We start from the raw sequence: 17,203 nt of genomic DNA, 5'->3' as shown, positions 1-17,203 counted from the left end.
CGGGGGGGGGGGGGGGGGGGGGGGGGGGGGGGGGGGGGGGGGGGGGGGGGGGGGGGGGGGGGGGGCGGGGGGGGCCCCCCCCCCCCCCGCCCCCGCGCTACCGTGACCGTATGCCGCCCGTCATCCTCGGCAACGAGCCCGGTTCCTTCCCGCACGGCGTGCTGGCCGAACGGCATCCCGCGATCATCCGGCAGGTACGGGACGCCTTCCCGTACGGACCACGGATCCGGGACGCCCTCGACGCACTGCTCACGTCCTGCCTCAAGGGAGTGATCCCACCGCTGCCCGCCGACGCGCCCGACGGGGAGCGCTGGCGGGCCTGGGGCCTCGACACCCACACCGGCCGCTCCTGGTTCGACGTACCGTGGCTCTGGGCGGAGAGCTACTTCTACCGCCAACTCCTCCAGGCCGTCGGCTACTTCACCCCCGGGCCCTGGCAGGGCGTCGACCCCTTCCGCCCCGTCAAGCTCGCCGAGCTGGACGCCCCCGCGACCGACGAGGAACTCGCCGCCCTCGACGCCCTGGCCTCCCGCCCCGCCGAGGAGCGGGCCCGCGCCCTGCTGCACGGCTCCCTCTGGGGCAACCGCGCCGACCTCGGCTTCCGGCTGTCCGACGCCGGCGCCGAGGGCCGGGCCGCCGCACCGGGACTGGTCGCCGACGACAGCGAGGCCCTCTGGCCGCTGCTCACCGGCGCCGGCACCCTCTGCCTGGTCGCCGACAACTCCGGCCGCGAGCTGGTGCCCGACCTCCTCCTGCTCGCCCACCTCCTCGCCGAGGGCCGTATCGGGCGGGCCGTGCTGCACATCAAGCCCCACCCGTACTACGTCTCCGACGCCACGACCGCCGATGTGCTGGACGCCCTGCGCCGACTGACGGCCGCACCGGGTGTGGCCGCCGACCACGGCCGACGGCTGTGGACGGCGATGACCGACGGCACCCTCACCGTCCGCGCGCACCCCTTCTCCGCCGCGCCCCTGCCCTACGCGGAGATGCCCGCCGACCTGCGCGCCGAGTTCGCCTCGGCCGACCTCACCATCCTCAAGGGCGACCTCAACTACCGCCGTCTGGTGGGCGACCGGCGCTGGCCGCCGACCACCGCCTTCGCCGAGGTCACCGCCCACTTCCCCGGCCCGGTCGCCGCCCTGCGCACCCTCAAGTCGGACGTGATCACCGGTCTGGCCCCGGACACGGAGGCCGCACTGGTCGCCGCGGAAGGGCAGCGCTGGCGTATCAGCGGCACCCATGCGCTGATCCAGGTGCGCGCTCAGACCACCTCGGATTGACCGGCCGGCCCGTCGACCAACGGGGCCCGCGCACACCGCCGCCGGCAAGGGCGCGGACGGCAAGGCGCGCCGTCGCGGTGCGCCCGCAACCCGGTTCCGGACGCAAGGTGTTCCGGGCGATTCACGCGATGGTGTGATCATGTGGCGCCCGGTGGATGCCCGTCGAAGGCCATGGGTAGGGCCCCGGCCATGACGCAGCCGTTTCACCTCCCGCACTTCTACATGCCGTATCCCGCGCGGCTCAATCCGCATGTCGACACGGCCCGCGCCCACTCGACGCAATGGGCGCGTGACATGGGCATGTTGGAGGGATCCGGGATCTGGGAGCAGGCCGACCTCGAAGCGCACGACTACGGCCTGCTCTGCGCCTACACCCACCCCGACTGCGACGCCGACGCCCTGTCCCTGATCACCGACTGGTACGTGTGGGTCTTCTTCTTCGACGACCACTTCCTGGACATGTACAAGCGCACCCAGGACCGCGCCGCCGGCAAGGCCCACCTGGACCGCCTCCCGCTCTTCATGCCCCTCGACCTGTCGACCCCCGTACCGGAACCGCGGAACCCCGTCGAGGCGGGCCTGGCCGACCTGTGGGCGCGTACCGTGCCGGCGATGTCCGCCGACTGGCGCCGCCGTTTCGCCGTGGCCACCGAACATCTGCTGAACGAGTCGATGTGGGAGCTGTCCAACATCAACGAGGGGCGGATCGCCAACCCGGTCGAGTACATCGAGATGCGCCGGAAGGTGGGCGGCGCGCCCTGGTCGGCCGGTCTCGTGGAGTACGCGACCGCCGAAGTGCCCGCGTCCGTCGCCGGGTCGAGGCCGCTCAGGGTGCTGATGGAGACCTTCTCCGACGCCGTGCACCTGCGCAACGACCTGTTCTCCTACCAGCGCGAGGTCCAGGACGAGGGCGAGAACAGCAACGGCGTGCTCGTCCTGGAGACCTTCTTCGGCTGCACCACCCAGGAGGCCGCCGACACCGTCAACGACGTGCTCACCTCCCGTCTCCACCAGTTCGAGCACACCGCGCTGACCGAAGTCCCCGCGCTCGCCGTGGAGAAGGGGCTGCGCCCCGACGAGGTCGCCGCCGTCGCCGCGTACACCAAGGGGCTGCAGGACTGGCAGTCCGGCGGCCACGAGTGGCACATGCGCTCCAGCCGCTACATGAACAAGGGCGCGCGGTCCGCCGCGCCCTGGGAGAAGCTGACCGGCGCGGGCACCTCCGCCGCCGACGTGGGGGCCCTGCTCGCCTCGGCGGCCGCGGAACGTCTGCGCGCGTACACGCATGTGCCGTACCAGAAGGTCGGCCCGTCGATCATCCCCGACCTCCACATGCCGTTCCCCCTCCGGCTCTGCCCGCACCTGCCGGAGGCCCGAGGCCGTCTCGTGGACTGGACGCGCCGGATGGGCATCCTGTCGGAGGCCGTCTGGGACGAGGACCGGCTCGCCGCCTCCGACCTCGCCCTCTGCTCGGCCGGCCTGGACCCGGACGCCACCCCCGAGCAACTCGACCTCAGCGCCGCCTGGCTCGCCTGGGGGACGTACGGCGACGACTACTACCCCCTGGTCTTCGGCCACCGCCGCGACCTGGCCGCCGCCCGGCTGACCACGGCCCGTCTGTCGGCCTGCATGCCCCTCGACGGCGAGGAGCCACTCGTCCCCGCCAACGCCATGGAGCGCGGCCTGACCGACCTGTGGGCGCGTACGACGGCGGACATGACGCCCGATCAGCGGCGGGTGGTCAAGGACGCGGTGAACGTCATGACCGAGGCATGGTCGTGGGAACTGTCCAACCAGCTCCAGAACCGCGTCCCCGACCCGGTCGACTACCTGGAGATGCGCCGCGCCACCTTCGGCTCCGACCTCACCCTCGGCCTGTGCCGCATGGGCCACGGCCCCGCCGTCCCCCCGGAGGTCTACCGCAGCGGCCCCGTCCGCTCGCTGGAGAACGCGGCCATGGACTACGCCTGCCTCCTCAACGACGTCTTCTCCTACCAGAAGGAGATCGAGTACGAGGGCGAGATCCACAACTCCATCCTCGTCGTGCAGAACTTCTTCGGCATCGACTACCCGACCGCACTCCGCGTCGTCCACGACCTGATGACCCAGCGCATGGAGCAGTTCCAGCACGTCGTCGCCCATGAACTGCCCGTCCTCTACGACGACTTCGACCTCTCGGCCGAGGCCCGCGCGGCGATGGGCGTCCATGTCGACGACCTCAGGAACTGGATGTCCGGCATCCTCAACTGGCACCGCACGGTCGACCGCTACAAGCCCGACTTCCTGGCCCGCCGAGCCCACACCTTCCTCCCGGACCGCCCCCCGGCGCCCGCGCTGCCGGTCAGCTGACGTCCCGTACGGCGTGTTCCACGGCGGCTCGTGCCAGTGCGCGGATGATCGGGTGGGTGTGCGAGCCGTCGCCGTGCAGCTCCGGTTGGAAGAGGGAGGCCAGGAAGAAGGGATGGGACGGGAGTTCGGCGATGCGCGGCCGGCCCTCCTCGTCGTGGCCGGAGAAGCGCAGGCCGTGGGAGCGGAGGGGGGCGAGGTGGCGTGCGGGGCCGTAGGCGCAGAAGTAACGCTCCACGGTGCGGTCCGCGCCGATGACGGACTCGGCCAGTGAGCCCGGCTCGACGACGACCACGCCCTCGTGGCCGACCAGGGAGCAGGCGAGCGGTTCGATGAGCGGGTCCTCGGCGTCCGGGTCCGTCTCGGCGTGCGCCGCCCGGGTCAGCCCGCAGACGTTCCGGGCGAACTCCAGCAGCGCGTGCTGGAACCCGGCGCACGTGCCGAGGAACGGGATGCCCTCCTCGCGGGCCGTACGGATGGCGGCCAGGACGCCGGCCTCACTGCGGTAGGGGCTGCCCGGCAGCACCCACACCGCGTCGAAACCCCGTACCGCGCCCGCGCGTTCGGCGTCCTCGGAGGGGATCCAGTACGGGTCGAGGAGCAGCCGGTCCCGGGCCGCGAGCGCGTCCAGCAGCAGGGGGACACGGATGTGCGAGAGGACGTTGGCGGAGCGGTCGCCGACCAGGGCGACCTTGGCGATCCGGGAGGCGGTGGCGTTGGCCATGGCGTTCATCCTGGGTGCCGCGCTTCGTTCACGTCCAACGATGATTCCTGCACCTTTGATCAGTGCTGCTGATGGGATGCTGGTGGCGTGGACCCCCATCTGCTGCGCACCTACGTCACCGTCGCCCGTCTCGCCTCCTTCTCCGCGGCCGCCCGCGAGCTCGGCTACACCCAGTCCGCGGTCTCCCAGCACATCGCGGCCCTGGAGCAGGACCTGGGCGCCAAGCTGCTCGGCCGCCGCCCGGTCGTCCCCACGGTGGCCGGGGAGCGGCTGCTGGAGCACGCGGGGCCCCTGCTGCTGCGGCTGGAGGCGGCCCGCGCGGACATCGCGCGGATGGCTGCCGCGCCCGCGTACGGGCTGACACTGGCCGCCTCGGCGACCGCGCTCGGCCCCCCGGCCCTCGCCGCGCTGCCGCCCGCGGGGGTCACACTGCGGGTGCTCGGGCGCGACGAGGTGCCCGCCACCGTCGCCGCCGGCACCGCCGATCTCGGCCTGGTCGACGGCCTGGCCGCCCCCAGCGACCCGCTGCGCCTGCCCGACGTGGCGCCGCTGACCACGTACGGCGCGGGGGAGGAGCCCGTGTGTGTCCTGCTGCCCCTCGGTCATCCTCTCGCCGGGCGCTCCGCGCTGCGGCTCGGCGACCTCGCCGACGCACGCTGGCTGGACGCCCCCGACGCCGGCCTGCCGCTGGCCCAGTTGCGCGCCGCGCACGGCGGCCACGGCTTCCGGCCCGCCCTGCGCTACGACGGCACCGACCTGCGCGCCCTGACCGCCCTGGCCGCCGCAGGCCATGGGCTGACCCTGCTGCCCCGCTCGGCAGCGCACGGCGTGCCGGGCACGGTCGCCGTCCCGGTCGGCGCACCACGGTTGGTCCACCGGATCGAACTGGTGTGTGTGGGAAGCCCGGTGGGGGCGGCGGCAGCACTGGTGGAGACGCTCACCACGCGCGCGTGAGCCCCCTTTCCGGCGGTGCGAGCCCCGTTTCCGGCGGTGCGGATCCACCGCGTGCCGGAACGCTCGCCACGCGTGCGTGAGCCGCCTGTGGGTGGTGCGGACGAGGCCCGCGCAATCGAGACGCCCGCCCCCCGCGCGTGAGCCCCCCGCGCGGGCGCTACCTCCACTGACGGGCGCTCAGTCTCACTCGATCGTGTCTCGTCGTGCGCCGGTGCGCAGGGTAGAGCACCAGCCGGAGGCGATCCCCATGGAACAGACTGCGTTGCGTCCCAAGCCCTTGCCCGGCCAGGAGCCCGGCCCGGACGGCGGAGACGGCGGTGGCGGTGGCGCGCGCGGCGGCGGGACGGGCGGCAGACCCGGCGGCCCCGCCCGCCGCCCGCATGCCGCGCGCCGCCGTGGACGACGGCTCACCACCCTGCTGTTCGGCCTGTTCCTCGGCACCGTCCTGGTCCTGGCGGGCGTCGGGCTCGGCACCGTGGGGGCGGCCGTGATCGGCATGAGCAAGCTGGCGGAACTGCAACGGCAGGCGGCCGCGCAGGGTGGGCCCGGCGGCGCTCCGAGCCCGAGTGCGCCCTCCGCGTCCCCCGAGCCGGCGCCCGCCGGGGCGACCCTGGGCCTGGAGATCGTGGACGGGGAGAAGTCGGGCGCGAAGGTCGTCGCCGTCCATGTGCCCGGCCCGGGCTACACGGCCGGTCTGGTGCGCGGCGACGTACTGCTGTGGTTCGGCGGGACGCGCGTCGGGTCGGCCACCGATCTCGTGCGGGCGGTCGCCGAGGCGCGGCCCGGCAAGCGGTACAAGGTGACCGTCCGCCACCGGAGCGGCGGCTACCAGCAGTTGGTGGTCGTGCCCGGAGTGGTCACCTGAGCCGGCGCGCTCAGCCGGCCGTCCGGAAGTGCGTCGTGAGCCGCCGCTCGTCGTCCAGCACATGGAAGGCCAGCCCGACCGGCGCCTCCCGGTCGGCGACCTGCCGGCCCTCCCACGGCAGCCGCAGCGTCCAGGTCACGCCCGGCCCGACGACCAGCGGACGCCCGGCGAAGGCCGTGGCGGCGGGCGTGTGGGCGTGGCCCGTGACGAGCCCGGCGATCTCGGGCCGGCGCTCCAGGAGGGCGGCCAGCCGGTCCGGGTCGGCCAGCTGGTAGGCGTCGGGCAGGGGATGGTGCAGGGCGACCGGTGGGTGGTGGAAGGCGAGCAGCGCGGGCGTCCCCGCGTCGAGCCCGTCGAGCGTATCCTCGATCCAGTCGTACGTCTCGTCGGCCAGGGCCCCGTCGTCCTCGCCGGGGATGCTGGAGTCGCACATCAGTACCGCGCCGCCGGGGAAGACCCGCACGCTGTTGACCGGTCCCTCGGCGGCCGGCTGTCCCAGCAGGGCCTTGCGGTAGGGCGCGCGGCTGTCGTGGTTGCCCGGGCAGGTCAGCACCGGGAGGGGGGCGCTGCCGTCGGTGAGCCCCAGGAGGCGCGCGGCCTCCTCGTACTCCGCCTCCGCGCCGTGGTCCGCGATGTCACCGGTGACCAGCAGGGCGTCCACCTCGCCCGGCAGGCTCCACAGCCGGTCGCGCACCCGCTCGGCGCGCTCCGTCGCCCGCGCGGTTCCGTCCAGGTGCAGGTCGCTGATGTGTGCGAGTACGAGCACGGTGGCTGCCTCTCTCGGGTCTGTCCTCAGCTCTGTGTAATGCCTTTACTGGCATCCAAGCATTAGGAGTAACGCTTGATCAATGGGTAACCATTAGTCGAAACCGTGAGTCGATCCGGCGGGCTCCTCTCCCGCAAACCGGCTCGCGTCACCCCCGCCGTCCGGGCAGGATGCTGCCCGTAGTCACACGCCCTCTCTGGGAGGCCCGGATGACCGGCAGCAGGCCCGCGCTCTTCACCGCCGACGACTACCGCGCCCGTATGGACCGGGCCGCACACGAGGCCGCCGACGCCGGACTCGCCGGGCTTCTCGTGGCTCCCGGCCCCGACCTGGTGTGGCTCACCGGCTACACGCCCACCGCCGTCACCGAACGGCTCACCCTGCTCGTCCTCGCCCCCGGCCGGGACCCCGCGCTCGTCGTCCCCACCCTGGAGGCCCCCGACGCCGCCCAGGCGCCCGGGGCGCCCGCGCTGACCCTGCGGGACTGGACCGACGGCAAGGACCCCTACGCCGTCACCGCCGCCCTCCTCGACGCCCACGGGCGCTTCGGCATCGGCGACAACACCTGGGCCCTGCACCTGCTCGCCCTCCAGCAGGCCCTGCCCGGCACCTCCTACGCCTCCCTCACCGAGGCCCTGCCGATGCTGCGAGCCGTCAAGGACGCGGCCGAGCTGGAGCTGATGGCGGCGGCAGGAGCAGCCGCCGACAGGGCGTTCGAGGACATCCGGAACGTTCCCTTCGCCGGGCGCCGGGAGGCCGAGGTCGGCGCGGACCTCGCCCGGCTGCTCCGCGAGCACGGGCACCAGCAGGTCGACTTCACCATCGTCGGCTCCGGCCCGAACGGCGCCAACCCGCACCACGAGATGGGCGACCGGGTCATCGAGCGCGGCGACATGGTCGTCCTCGACTTCGGCGGCCTCAAGGACGGCTACGGCTCCGACACCACCCGCACCGTCCACGTCGGCGAACCTACCGAGGAGGAACGCCGGGTCCACGACATCGTGCGGGAAGCCCAGCAGGCGGGCTTCGACGCCGTACGGCCGGGCGTCGCCTGCCAGGAGGTCGACCGGGCCGCCCGCGAGGTCATCACCGACGCCGGGTACGGCGCGTACTTCATCCACCGCACCGGACACGGCATCGGCGTCACCACGCACGAGCCGCCGTACATGATCGAGGGCGAGGAGCAGCCGCTCGTCCCCGGCATGTGTTTCTCCGTGGAACCCGGCATCTACCTGCCCGGCCGCTTCGGGGTGCGCATCGAGGACATCGTCACGGTCACCGGGGACGGCGGCCGCCGCCTCAACGACACCACGCGTGAGATGGTCATAGTGGACTGAGCGGCGATCAGGAGCACCAGCAGACCCCTCTGAGGCAACGGCGCGATCCATGACCCAGGCACCGACACCCACACCCACCGCGGACACCGTCCGCAGACTGGTCCGCACCCTCCTCAAGGAGGACACGGACGCGGGCGGACCCGATGTACGCCCGGTCGGCGAAGGCGGCTCCACCTGGTGGGTCGGCGCCCGCCATGTGCTGCGGCTCGCCCCCGACCGCGAGACGGCCGCACAGCAGCGCCGCGAACTGCGCCTGCGCGACCTCGTCCGCCCGCACATCCCCCTCGCCGTGCCGGTCAGCGTGGCCCACGGCGAGTGGTCGCCCGGCCTGACCTGCACGCTCGACACCAGGATCCCCGGCGGTACGGCCGAGGAGCACGAGGTGTCCGCAGCCGGCGAGGGCGACCTCGCCGGCCTGTTCACCGGGCTGCGTGAGGTGCCGCCCCGGCAGGCCGAGACGCTCGGCGTGCCCAGGGTCGCCCCGCGCTCCCTGGAGGCGCTGCGCCGCATGGCCGTCGCCGCGGCCGCGCGCCTCGCCGCCGCCGACGAGTTCGACGCCACCCGGCTGCACCAGCTCACCCCGCCCGGCGCGGCCCAGCTCGCCGCCCAGCCCGCCACCGCCGTCCTCGTCCACCACCGCCTCAGCGCCGAGCACCTCGTGGTCGGCGCCGACGGCCGGGTGCGCGGCGTCCTCGACTGGAGCGGCGTGGTGCTCGGGGACCCCGCCGAGGACATCGCCGGCCTCGCCCGCGCCGTCGGTTCCCCCACCGCCGTACGCGCCGCCACCCTCGCCGGCTACGGCGCCCGCCCCTGCCTGCGCGGCCTCTGGCTGGCCCGCTGCGACACCCTCATCCGTCTCGCGGCCCGTCGGGACGGCCAGGACACCGAGCCGCCGCCCCTGCTGCGCACCCAGCTCCACAACGCCTGGGAGGCGATCCTGCTGGAGCGGGTGACGGAGCTGCGGGGCGACGACGGGGCCTGAGCCCGACGACACCGCCTGCGGTCGGTCCTGCCCAGGCTCTCTGTCAGTCCTGCTCCAGCACCACACACGCCTCCCCGGGCAGGTGCAGCAGCCCCCCGTTCCGCCCCGGGGCCTCCACCGGCTCCCACGCCGCCAGCACGCGCGCGGGGCGGGGGCCCAGGGGGATCGCCGCCCTCTCCTTCGCCAGGTTGACGGCCACGCGGACGTCGCCGCGGCGGAAGGCCAGCCAGCGGGCCTCCTCGTCGTAGGCGGCGCGCAGATCGGCGAGGTCGGGGTCCATGAGGTCGGGATGCTCGTGGCGCAGCGCGATCAGCCGGCGGTACCAGGCCAGCACACGCGCGTGGGGCTCGCGTTCCGGCTCGGACCAGTCCAGGCAGGAGCGGTCGCGGGTCGCCGGGTCCTGCGGGTCGGGCACGTCCTCCTCGGCCCAGCCGTGCGCGGCGAACTCCCGCCGCCTGCCCCGCCGTACCGCCTCCGCCAGCTCCGGATCGGTGTGGTCGGTGAAGAACTGCCAGGGTGTGCCCGCACCCCACTCCTCGCCCATGAACAGCATCGGCGTGAAGGGCGCCGTGAGGGCGAGCGTCGCGGCGCAGGCCAGCAGACCGGGGGAGAGGGAGGCGGACAGACGGTCCCCCTGGGCGCGATTGCCCACCTGGTCATGGGTCTGGGTGTAGCCCAGCAGCCGGTGCCCCGCCACCCGCGACCGGTCCAGGGGCCGCCCGTGGTGACGCCCCCGGAAACTGGAGTACGTGCCGTCGTGGAAGAAGCCGCCCGTGAGGGTCTTGGCCAGGGCCTGCAGCGGCGACCGCGCGAAGTCGGCGTAGTAGCCCTGGGCCTCACCCGTCAACGCGGTGTGCAACGCGTGATGGAAGTCGTCGTTCCACTGTGCGTGCAGCCCCAGCCCGTTCTCCTGACGGGGCGTGATGATCCGCGGGTCGTTCAGATCCGACTCGGCGACCAGGAACAGCGGCCGCCCCGTCTCGGCGGCCAGCGCGTCCACGGCCGCCGACAGCTCCTCCAGGAAGGGATACGCGCGCGTGTCCTTCAGCGCGTGCACCGCGTCCAGCCGCAGCCCGTCCATCCGGTAGTCCCGCAGCCAGGCCAGCGCGCTGCCGATCAGGTACTCCCGCACCTGGTCCGAACCGGGCGCGTCCAGATTGACCGCGGCACCCCACGGCGTGTGATGCGTGTCCGTGAAGTACGGCCCGAACACGGGCAGGTAGTTCCCCGACGGCCCCAGATGATTGTGTACGACGTCCAGGACCACCCCCAGCCCCAGCTCGTGCGCCCGGTCCACGAACCGCTTCAACGCGTCCGGGCCGCCGTACGGCTCGTGCACCGCCCACAGCGACACCCCCTCGTACCCCCAGCCGTGCCGCCCGGGGAAGGGACACACCGGCATCAACTCCACGTGCGTCACGCCCAGTTCGACGAGGTGCTCAAGCCGCCCGGCCGCCGCGTCCAGCGTGCCCTCGCGCGTGTACGTCCCCACGTGCAGCTCGTACAGCACCGCGCCCCGCAACGGCCGCCCCGACCACTCGACGCGCCACTCGTACCTCCCGTGGTCGACCACCGCGCTCAGCCCGTCCGGCCCGTCCGGCTGCCGCCGCGACCGCGGATCCGGCCGCACCGGCCCCCCGTCCACGGTGAACCCGTACCGCGACCCGTCGCCCGCCTCCGCCGCCTCCCCGACCCACCACCCCGCACGCGCCGCATCCCGCTCCAACGCCCGTGTGACCCCGTCACACTCCAGCGTCACCCGATCGGCCTGCGGTGCCCACACCTCGAACTGCACGGACGGTTCCCCTTCGTCTGCTCACGGTGATGTCGCCCGTCCATCCTGCGCCAAACGCGATCACTCCGCTGGGGAACGCCCCGGTTTGGGTCAGGTTCGGTCCGAGTGGCGCGGGCGAGGCAGTACGTGATGGCGCTCGGCGACGATCACCGCCGACCCGCCGCTCAGGATCCCGGCGTGACGGGGGCCGACGCGTCCAGCATTTCCATGATCTCGTCACAGTAGACCTGGAAGGTCCGCTGCTCGACCGGGGTCACCACGGACATCCGGTTGTGCACCATCGGGTTGCGGACCTTCGCCAGCAGGGAGAACCGCTCGTTCCAGTAGCTCTTGTCCTTCTTCAGGAGCTTTCCGAACAGGTCCCAGTGCGACGCCATCAGGTCGAACAGATCCCGCGGGTAGGTGAAGTCCAGGACGCGGGTGGAGCCCCGGGCGCCGAAGGCCCGTACCTCCCGGGCCCTCAGCTCCTCGCAGTGGTCGAGCATGGGGACCAGCTTGGGGCGGACCCGGCGCAGCTCGGCCGGCCAGTCGGTGCCGTACCGCTCCTCGAAGACGGTCTCGACCAGGTCGCGGATGCGCCGCTCCACGGTCATCCAGTTGTCCCAGTGCCCGAGCTTGCGTCCGACCAGCGTGAGGTACTGCTGGAAGTCGTCGGAGAAGGCCCGGTACTCGCCGTCCCGCACCCGGACCAGCCCCTGCTGCAACAGGACCTGGGCGTCGTCGGGGGTCACCACGAGCTGCGGGCCGAGGACCACCTCCAGCAGCGCGCGCAACCGGCCGTCCGCGCGCAGCAGCTCCTCCAGATCGCGGTAGTAGTACTGGAACTCCGTCGGCAGGGCCTGCGCCAGCTTCTCGATCTCGTCGAGGAGGCGTACGGGACCGCCCCGGGCGGCGCTGCACACCCGGTCCAGCAGAACACTCGCCAGATAGGGGTGGCCGCCGGTCAGCTCGCCCAGCCTGGCGACGGCCGGGTCCGCGCCGCCCTCGGGTTCGTAACCGGGCACCCGGGCGGCCAGCGCGCCGAGCTCACCGGCGTCGAAGCAGGTCAGGAACTCGGAGCGGAAGATCCCGGCGAAGGTCGACTCGTCGGGATCGGCCATGTCGACGATCTCGCGGAGCTCCCGCCGGGAGGTGGTGACCAGGCCGATGTTCCAGTCCAGGTTGTAGGCGACCTCCCTCAGGGCCTGGAAGGCGCCCGGCTGGGACTTGAACACCTCGCGGGCCGCGTCGAACTCGTCCAGGACCAGGACGACCCGCCAGCCGCGCCGCCGTACCAGGCGGAGGAACTCCTGTGTCTCGCTCTGCGCCTCGGCCCAGGGCAGGCCCGGCTCCACGGCCCGCCGGTAGGCGTCCGCGGTGCGTCGGTCGACCTCGGCGGACCGCTCGTCCAGCAGGTCCCACACGTCCTCGGCGAGCCTGCGGAACACCTGCTGGATGCCGGCCTGGGTCCGTACGTTCATCCAGACCGGCAGCATCCGGGGATGGGTCTGCCGCGCCTCGGGGCGCATGAACACGTGGTACGCCAGGCTGGACTTGCCGATGCGCGGCGGGCCGATGACGGCGGTGGCGCCGGCCGTCGACTGGGACAGCACCCGCTCCCGCAGGACCTCCATGGCGCCCGTACGGCCCACGTGTCCCTCGCCGTGGACGGGATGCCCGACGGTGGCGAAGGGGTTGCCGGGAGTCCCGGACCTCGTCTCTTCCATGGGCCCTACGCCTTCCTGTGCCAGAGCCATTCCGCGAACAGCCCTACCTTGATCCGGTAGCGGTCCTCGGACTCACGGACGATCACGTCGCGGCGCAGCAGGTCCTCGATGACGCGGGGCCCCTCCGGCAGTTCGCGGGCCTTGCGGCCGTCCAGGTGGAGGTCGCGGCGATGCCCCGACAGGCTGCCCTTGAGCACCGCCAGGACGGTGTCGTCCGACAGGTCGCTGACATCCACGTCACCGGGGGTGAGCAGGTTGTCGAACTGCTCCTGGAGCAGCGCCCGGTCCCCGCTGACCAGCGCCGCCGCCACGTTGTCCACATCGGCGGGGCCGATCAGCGGCTGCCGTTCGGCGTTCATGTGGTGGACGAGACGGTTGCAGAACAGCTGGATGTAGTAGGGGCTGCGGGCGGTCAGTTCGATGACGCGCTGGACGGAGTCGCCGCGGTAGCGGCTCTCCCCGTTGTCCAGGGCGATCGGCTCGGTGATCAGCGCCTTGGCGGGCTCGTCGTCAAGGTAGGACACCGGCTCCTGCCGGGCCACCTGGAACTCGTTGGGGAACGCCTTGAGGAAGCGCGGCATCAGGTCGTTGCCGACCACCACACTGCTGAACAGCTTGCTCTCCAGCATGGCCTTCCACGACTTCATGAACTCCCGCGGCAGATCGCCGCGTTCGATGGCGCCGTACAGGACGGTGAACTCGTCCAGCAGCAGCACCATCCGCCAGTCGTTGTAGGCGTCGCTGCGCTGCATCCGCCGGCGGATGACCCGCATGTAGTCGTCGAAGTAGATCTGCGGTGAGCCGCTGTCGATGAACTCCCGCAGCACCGGCCGGGGCAGGTCGAGGCCGGGCAGCCCCTCGTCCTCCAGATCCTCCAGGCGGCAGAAGAAGGCGTTGGCGACCTTGTACAGCAGACCGGCGTGCGTCAGGTCGGTGGCGAGCTCGCCCAGGCTGAACTTGGCGGCGAGCACCGGGGGTTTGAGTGCCCGCTGCAGATGGTGCAGGACCGACGACTTGCCGACGCGCTTCTGACCGTAGATCACCACGCACTTGGCGTCGGCGCGGTCCAGGGAGTCCGCGAGTATCTGGATCAGCCGGCCGCGGCCGTAGAACATCTCCTCGTCCTCGACGGGAGCGCCCTCGGCGTAGGGGTTGCGGATCGGTTTCCAGTCCTGGGAGTCGTTCAACCGCAGGGGCAGCGTGCGCGGTTCGGTCACGACGCGGCGGTCGGAGCGCACCATGAACTCCAACCGGTAGTGCAGTGTGAGCACTTGCTCGGCTATGGCCCGTGCTGTCACGACCAGTGGGAGCGTGCAGGTCTCCGTCTGCTCGTCACGCAGGCTGTGGGCGACCGGTATGGGCTCGCCGACCGGCTGGTAGTCGTCCGTGTTGTCCAGCACCCGCAGCATCACGTCCACGGCGGGGCTGCGCCGGGGCAGGTTCTTGACGCTCAGCTGCACATGGATGGTGGACGCCGCGCTGGGGGCGTAGCTGGACAGCACCTGGGTCACTTCGAGGTCCGTGGGCTCCGCGGCCCGCTGGACGTCCCCGAAGTGTCCGGCGAGGGCACGGTCCAGCTTGGTGAGCAGCGGGACCAGATACTCCAGGCTGAGCCGGGTCGGATACGCCTCGATGGTGGCGACCAACTCCCGTACGGCCGTACGGATCTTGGACTCCAGCCGCTCCTGCTCCAGATACGACGGCTGTTCCAGATAGCCGTGGATGTCCGCCAGGGTGGTGGCGACCTTCTTGAGGCGGTCGATGTCGAGCGCGGTGGTGGGCGCGAGGTCCCTCGCCCGCTCCAGCAGCTGCTGGTCCTCGGCCAGGGCGCCCAGGGGCTCGCTGCGGTTCAGTGGCAGTTGCAGCGACTGGCGTTGCGCGTCCAGCTCCTGGCGCAGCTTGTGCAGCGCCTCCCGCCACACCTCGGCGTAGACGTCGTGCGCGCTCGACGCCTTGACCTCGCCGAGGTAGTCGCAGAGCTGCTGGAAGAGGACGTCCTTGATGGGGTCCACTCGGGTGGTGAGCGACACGATCTCACGCCGTACCCGGTCGGAGCTGTTGGCCATCAGGCTGAGCAGGCCGAACGTCAGGGGACCGTGCAGGCTCTCGTCGTCCAGCACCCACTGCAGGCACTTCTCGATCGTCGGGCGGGACTCCGGCTGCGGCCAGTCGGGGTCGAGGTAGGACAGGACGAACTGCTTCACCTTCAGCTCGCCCATGTCGTCCCACCCGCCCAGCGCGACCGCTTCGGCGTAGTAGGTGCGGGTGACGTCTCCGTGCCGGCGCTCCGCCGTGCACAGGTCACCCATGGCCGCCCCGAAGCCCCGCAGGGACTTGTGGAAAAGAGCCTCTTCGGACTGGTTGAGGTCCCGGAGGATGCGGGCCACGGACAGGTTGTAGGCGGCGCGGTCCGCGGACCGGCGCGACCCGAGTGTACGGATGAGATCGTCGAGTTCCTGGACGTCCCGCTCGCTCAGGGTGCCTTCCTGGACGCGTGCCGGGTTGACTCCGGCGTACTCGCAGCGGTCCAGGTGCAGCAGGAGGATGGGGCTGACCGAGCCGGGCTGCTCGGGCTTCCAGTCGCTCTTGGCGAGGAGCTGGTCGATCTTGTCCCAGATCCCCGTGCGCACGGCCTTCTCGACCTCTTCCCAGAGGCTGCGGAACTCCGGGTTCCGTGGACCGTGCTGGAGCAGGCGCTGTGCTGCTCCCTTCGCCCGCTCGGGATCCCGGAGCCTTCGGTACAGCACGATCAGGCGCTTCAGCAGCCCGGTGCGGGTCTGCTTGGCGTGCTCCCGCTTCAGGAGGTCCTCCAGGAGGCGGGCGGCCTCGTCCCAGTTACGCGTGTCGCTCAGGATCGTGATGATCATGTTCTGGTGCGGCAGGGTGTCCTGGACGACGACGCTCGGGTCGCGCAGCAGCTCCAGCGCCTCACCGCTGCGCTTGTAGCGGTGCAGACCCCAGGCGAGACTGCGCCGGGCCCGCTCGTTGTCCGGGTCCTCCTCCAGGGCCTGGCGGTAGAGCTGCTCGGCCTTGGGCCAGTCCTTCTCCTGGGTGTCGGCGTGCTGCGCCCGTACGTACGCCGAGCGGCGGACCCGCGCCCCCTGCGAGGGCGCCGTGCGCTTGGAGGCCGGGGCGGCCGCTGTCCGCGCCGCCTTCTCACGCCGGACGGTGTCGGCGATCTCCAGCAGTTCGGGGTGGCCGGGACGGTGCACCAGGGCGCGCTGCGCGATCTTCAGCGCGGCGTCGAGGTTCCCCTGGTTGAGCTGGTTGCGTGCGGCGGCCACATGGAGCTGGGGGTCCTTCGGGGCGGGCGCCTTCTCCGTCTCGCCTCCCGCACTCGGTTGCGAAGGCAGGAGTGCGGTTGGGCGCGGGGGTGCCGGTGGGGGAACCAGGGGCCGTTCCCCCGCACCCGGTTCGAGGGCGTCGAGGATCCGGCGGAGCTCGTCGGGCGTCGGCGCCGGCGCGTCCAGGAACGGCTCCAGCGGCGCGGCCCGTTCCGGGGACAGCCGGGACACGAGATACAGGCCGGCGCGGGCGGCGACCCACCGCTGTTCGGGGCTTTCCCCCGCCGCGGCTCCGAGTGCGGAGGCCGCCCTGGCCGTGTCGCCCTCCCGCAGCACCAGGGCGAGGAACAGCCGCAGCAGCACATCGTCGCTCTGTTCGGCGGGGCTGAGGCTCAGCGCTTCGCCGAGCGTCGCCAGCGCCTCCCGGGCACGACCGTTCCGTAACTGGAGCACCGCCAGGTCCCAGGCGTAGCGGGTGCCGCAGTGCGCGGCCTGAGCCATCCATGTCTCGGCCTGACGGCGGGTCGCCTCGGTGCTGATGCGTTCGAGGAGCAGCAGAGCGGCGAGATGGAACGCCGGCGGATAGTCGCAGGTGCCGGCGGCCGCCGCCAGATCCCGGATCGCCCCCGGCTCACGGGACGGCTCGGCCAGCTTCCGTGCGGACTCCAGCCGGTTCTTGGCCCGGACGATGTGCCCCTCGATCTCCTTCGCCTCTGTGTATCCCAGCTCGAACGAAGGATCGAGACCGAACACCGGTGTGGTGAGCCGGGCCTGCCCGATGTCCGTGGCGAACTCGCCCTCCAGCACGTCCCACGCGGCGGACAGCACCACCGGTTCGGGGGCCGGCGGCAGTGGTGGGGGCGCGGGCGGCGTCGGAGGGGGACTCGGCGCGGCGGGTGTCGCGACCGGCGGGGCCGGACTCATCACCTCGACCTGCTCGATCGCCGCCGCACGCAACAGGGTGGGCCCTTTGTCCGTGACAAGCACGAGACTGTCGGCCCCGACCGCTTCCAGGCGCCCTCGAGCGGACCGCCCCCCGGCGAGATAGACCATGACGTCCGTACCCACGGGGTACCACTGCTGGATCATCCCCAAGTCCACACGAGCACCATAGCCGAGCGCACACCCCGCGTAACCAGGGAAGTCCCAACCCCGCGCCCG

Annotated in this window: 11 protein-coding genes; 6 read left to right on the top strand and 5 right to left on the bottom strand. The window is 72.4% G+C overall.

The window, feature by feature from the left end; translation table 11 throughout:
• Positions 1-110: 110 nt before the first annotated feature.
• The gene (locus tag ACH5AC_RS14105) at positions 111-1,283 is read left to right on the top strand and encodes a damage-control phosphatase ARMT1 family protein (protein WP_398862008.1); all 1,173 of its coding nucleotides are present in this window, start codon (positions 111-113) and stop codon (positions 1,281-1,283) included.
• 189 nt (positions 1,284-1,472) lie between these two features.
• Entirely contained in the window at positions 1,473-3,632 is a 2,160-nt protein-coding gene (gene cyc2 / locus ACH5AC_RS14100) for a germacradienol/geosmin synthase Cyc2 (RefSeq protein WP_398862007.1), read from the top strand.
• Here cyc2 and ACH5AC_RS14095 read toward each other — a convergent pair.
• Complete coding sequence (locus tag ACH5AC_RS14095) at positions 3,625-4,353, bottom strand: hypothetical protein (RefSeq protein WP_398862006.1); 729 nt, start codon at positions 4,351-4,353, stop codon at positions 3,625-3,627. The genes cyc2 and ACH5AC_RS14095 overlap by 8 nt on opposite strands.
• An 87-nt stretch (positions 4,354-4,440) precedes the next feature.
• Here ACH5AC_RS14095 and ACH5AC_RS14090 point away from each other — a divergent pair, with 87 nt between their 5' ends.
• Together ACH5AC_RS14090 and ACH5AC_RS14085 are read left to right on the top strand one after the other, a co-directional pair.
• Positions 4,441-5,307: a LysR family transcriptional regulator gene (locus ACH5AC_RS14090; protein WP_398862005.1), complete on the top strand. Its 867-nt coding sequence runs from the start codon at positions 4,441-4,443 to the stop codon at positions 5,305-5,307.
• A 247-nt stretch (positions 5,308-5,554) separates the two neighbouring features.
• Positions 5,555-6,172, top strand: a complete 618-nt coding sequence (locus ACH5AC_RS14085; RefSeq protein ID WP_398862004.1) for a PDZ domain-containing protein — start codon at positions 5,555-5,557, stop codon at positions 6,170-6,172.
• 10 nt (positions 6,173-6,182) lie between these two features.
• Here the strand turns inward: ACH5AC_RS14085 and ACH5AC_RS14080 are convergent, their stop codons facing one another.
• Positions 6,183-6,938, bottom strand: coding sequence for a metallophosphoesterase (locus ACH5AC_RS14080; protein ID WP_398862003.1), 756 nt, complete (start codon positions 6,936-6,938; stop codon positions 6,183-6,185).
• A gap of 209 nt (positions 6,939-7,147) precedes the next feature.
• Between ACH5AC_RS14080 and ACH5AC_RS14075 the strand changes: the two genes are divergently transcribed.
• A complete protein-coding gene (locus ACH5AC_RS14075; RefSeq protein ID WP_398862002.1) occupies positions 7,148-8,275 on the top strand; it encodes an aminopeptidase P family protein in 1,128 nt (375 codons plus the stop codon).
• A 49-nt stretch (positions 8,276-8,324) separates the two neighbouring features.
• A complete protein-coding gene (locus tag ACH5AC_RS14070; RefSeq protein ID WP_398862001.1) occupies positions 8,325-9,257 on the top strand; it encodes a phosphotransferase family protein in 933 nt (310 codons plus the stop codon).
• Between the two features lie 43 nt (positions 9,258-9,300).
• Here ACH5AC_RS14070 and treZ read toward each other — a convergent pair whose 3' ends face one another.
• From treZ to ACH5AC_RS14055, 3 genes are all read right to left on the bottom strand, one after another.
• Positions 9,301-11,052: a malto-oligosyltrehalose trehalohydrolase gene (gene treZ / locus ACH5AC_RS14065; RefSeq protein WP_398862000.1), complete on the bottom strand. Its 1,752-nt coding sequence runs from the start codon at positions 11,050-11,052 to the stop codon at positions 9,301-9,303.
• Between the two features lie 164 nt (positions 11,053-11,216).
• Complete coding sequence (locus ACH5AC_RS14060; RefSeq protein ID WP_398861999.1) at positions 11,217-12,758, bottom strand: ATP-binding protein; 1,542 nt, start codon at positions 12,756-12,758, stop codon at positions 11,217-11,219.
• Between the two features lie 5 nt (positions 12,759-12,763).
• Positions 12,764-17,143, bottom strand: a complete 4,380-nt coding sequence (locus tag ACH5AC_RS14055; RefSeq protein ID WP_398861998.1) for a cold-shock protein — start codon at positions 17,141-17,143, stop codon at positions 12,764-12,766.
• Positions 17,144-17,203 lie beyond the last annotated feature (60 nt).

The organism is Streptomyces sp. NPDC018693 (genome assembly GCF_044391385.1).
GTDB lineage: Bacteria > Actinomycetota > Actinomycetes > Streptomycetales > Streptomycetaceae > Streptomyces.
This window is presented reverse-complemented; position numbering and strand designations above follow the sequence as displayed.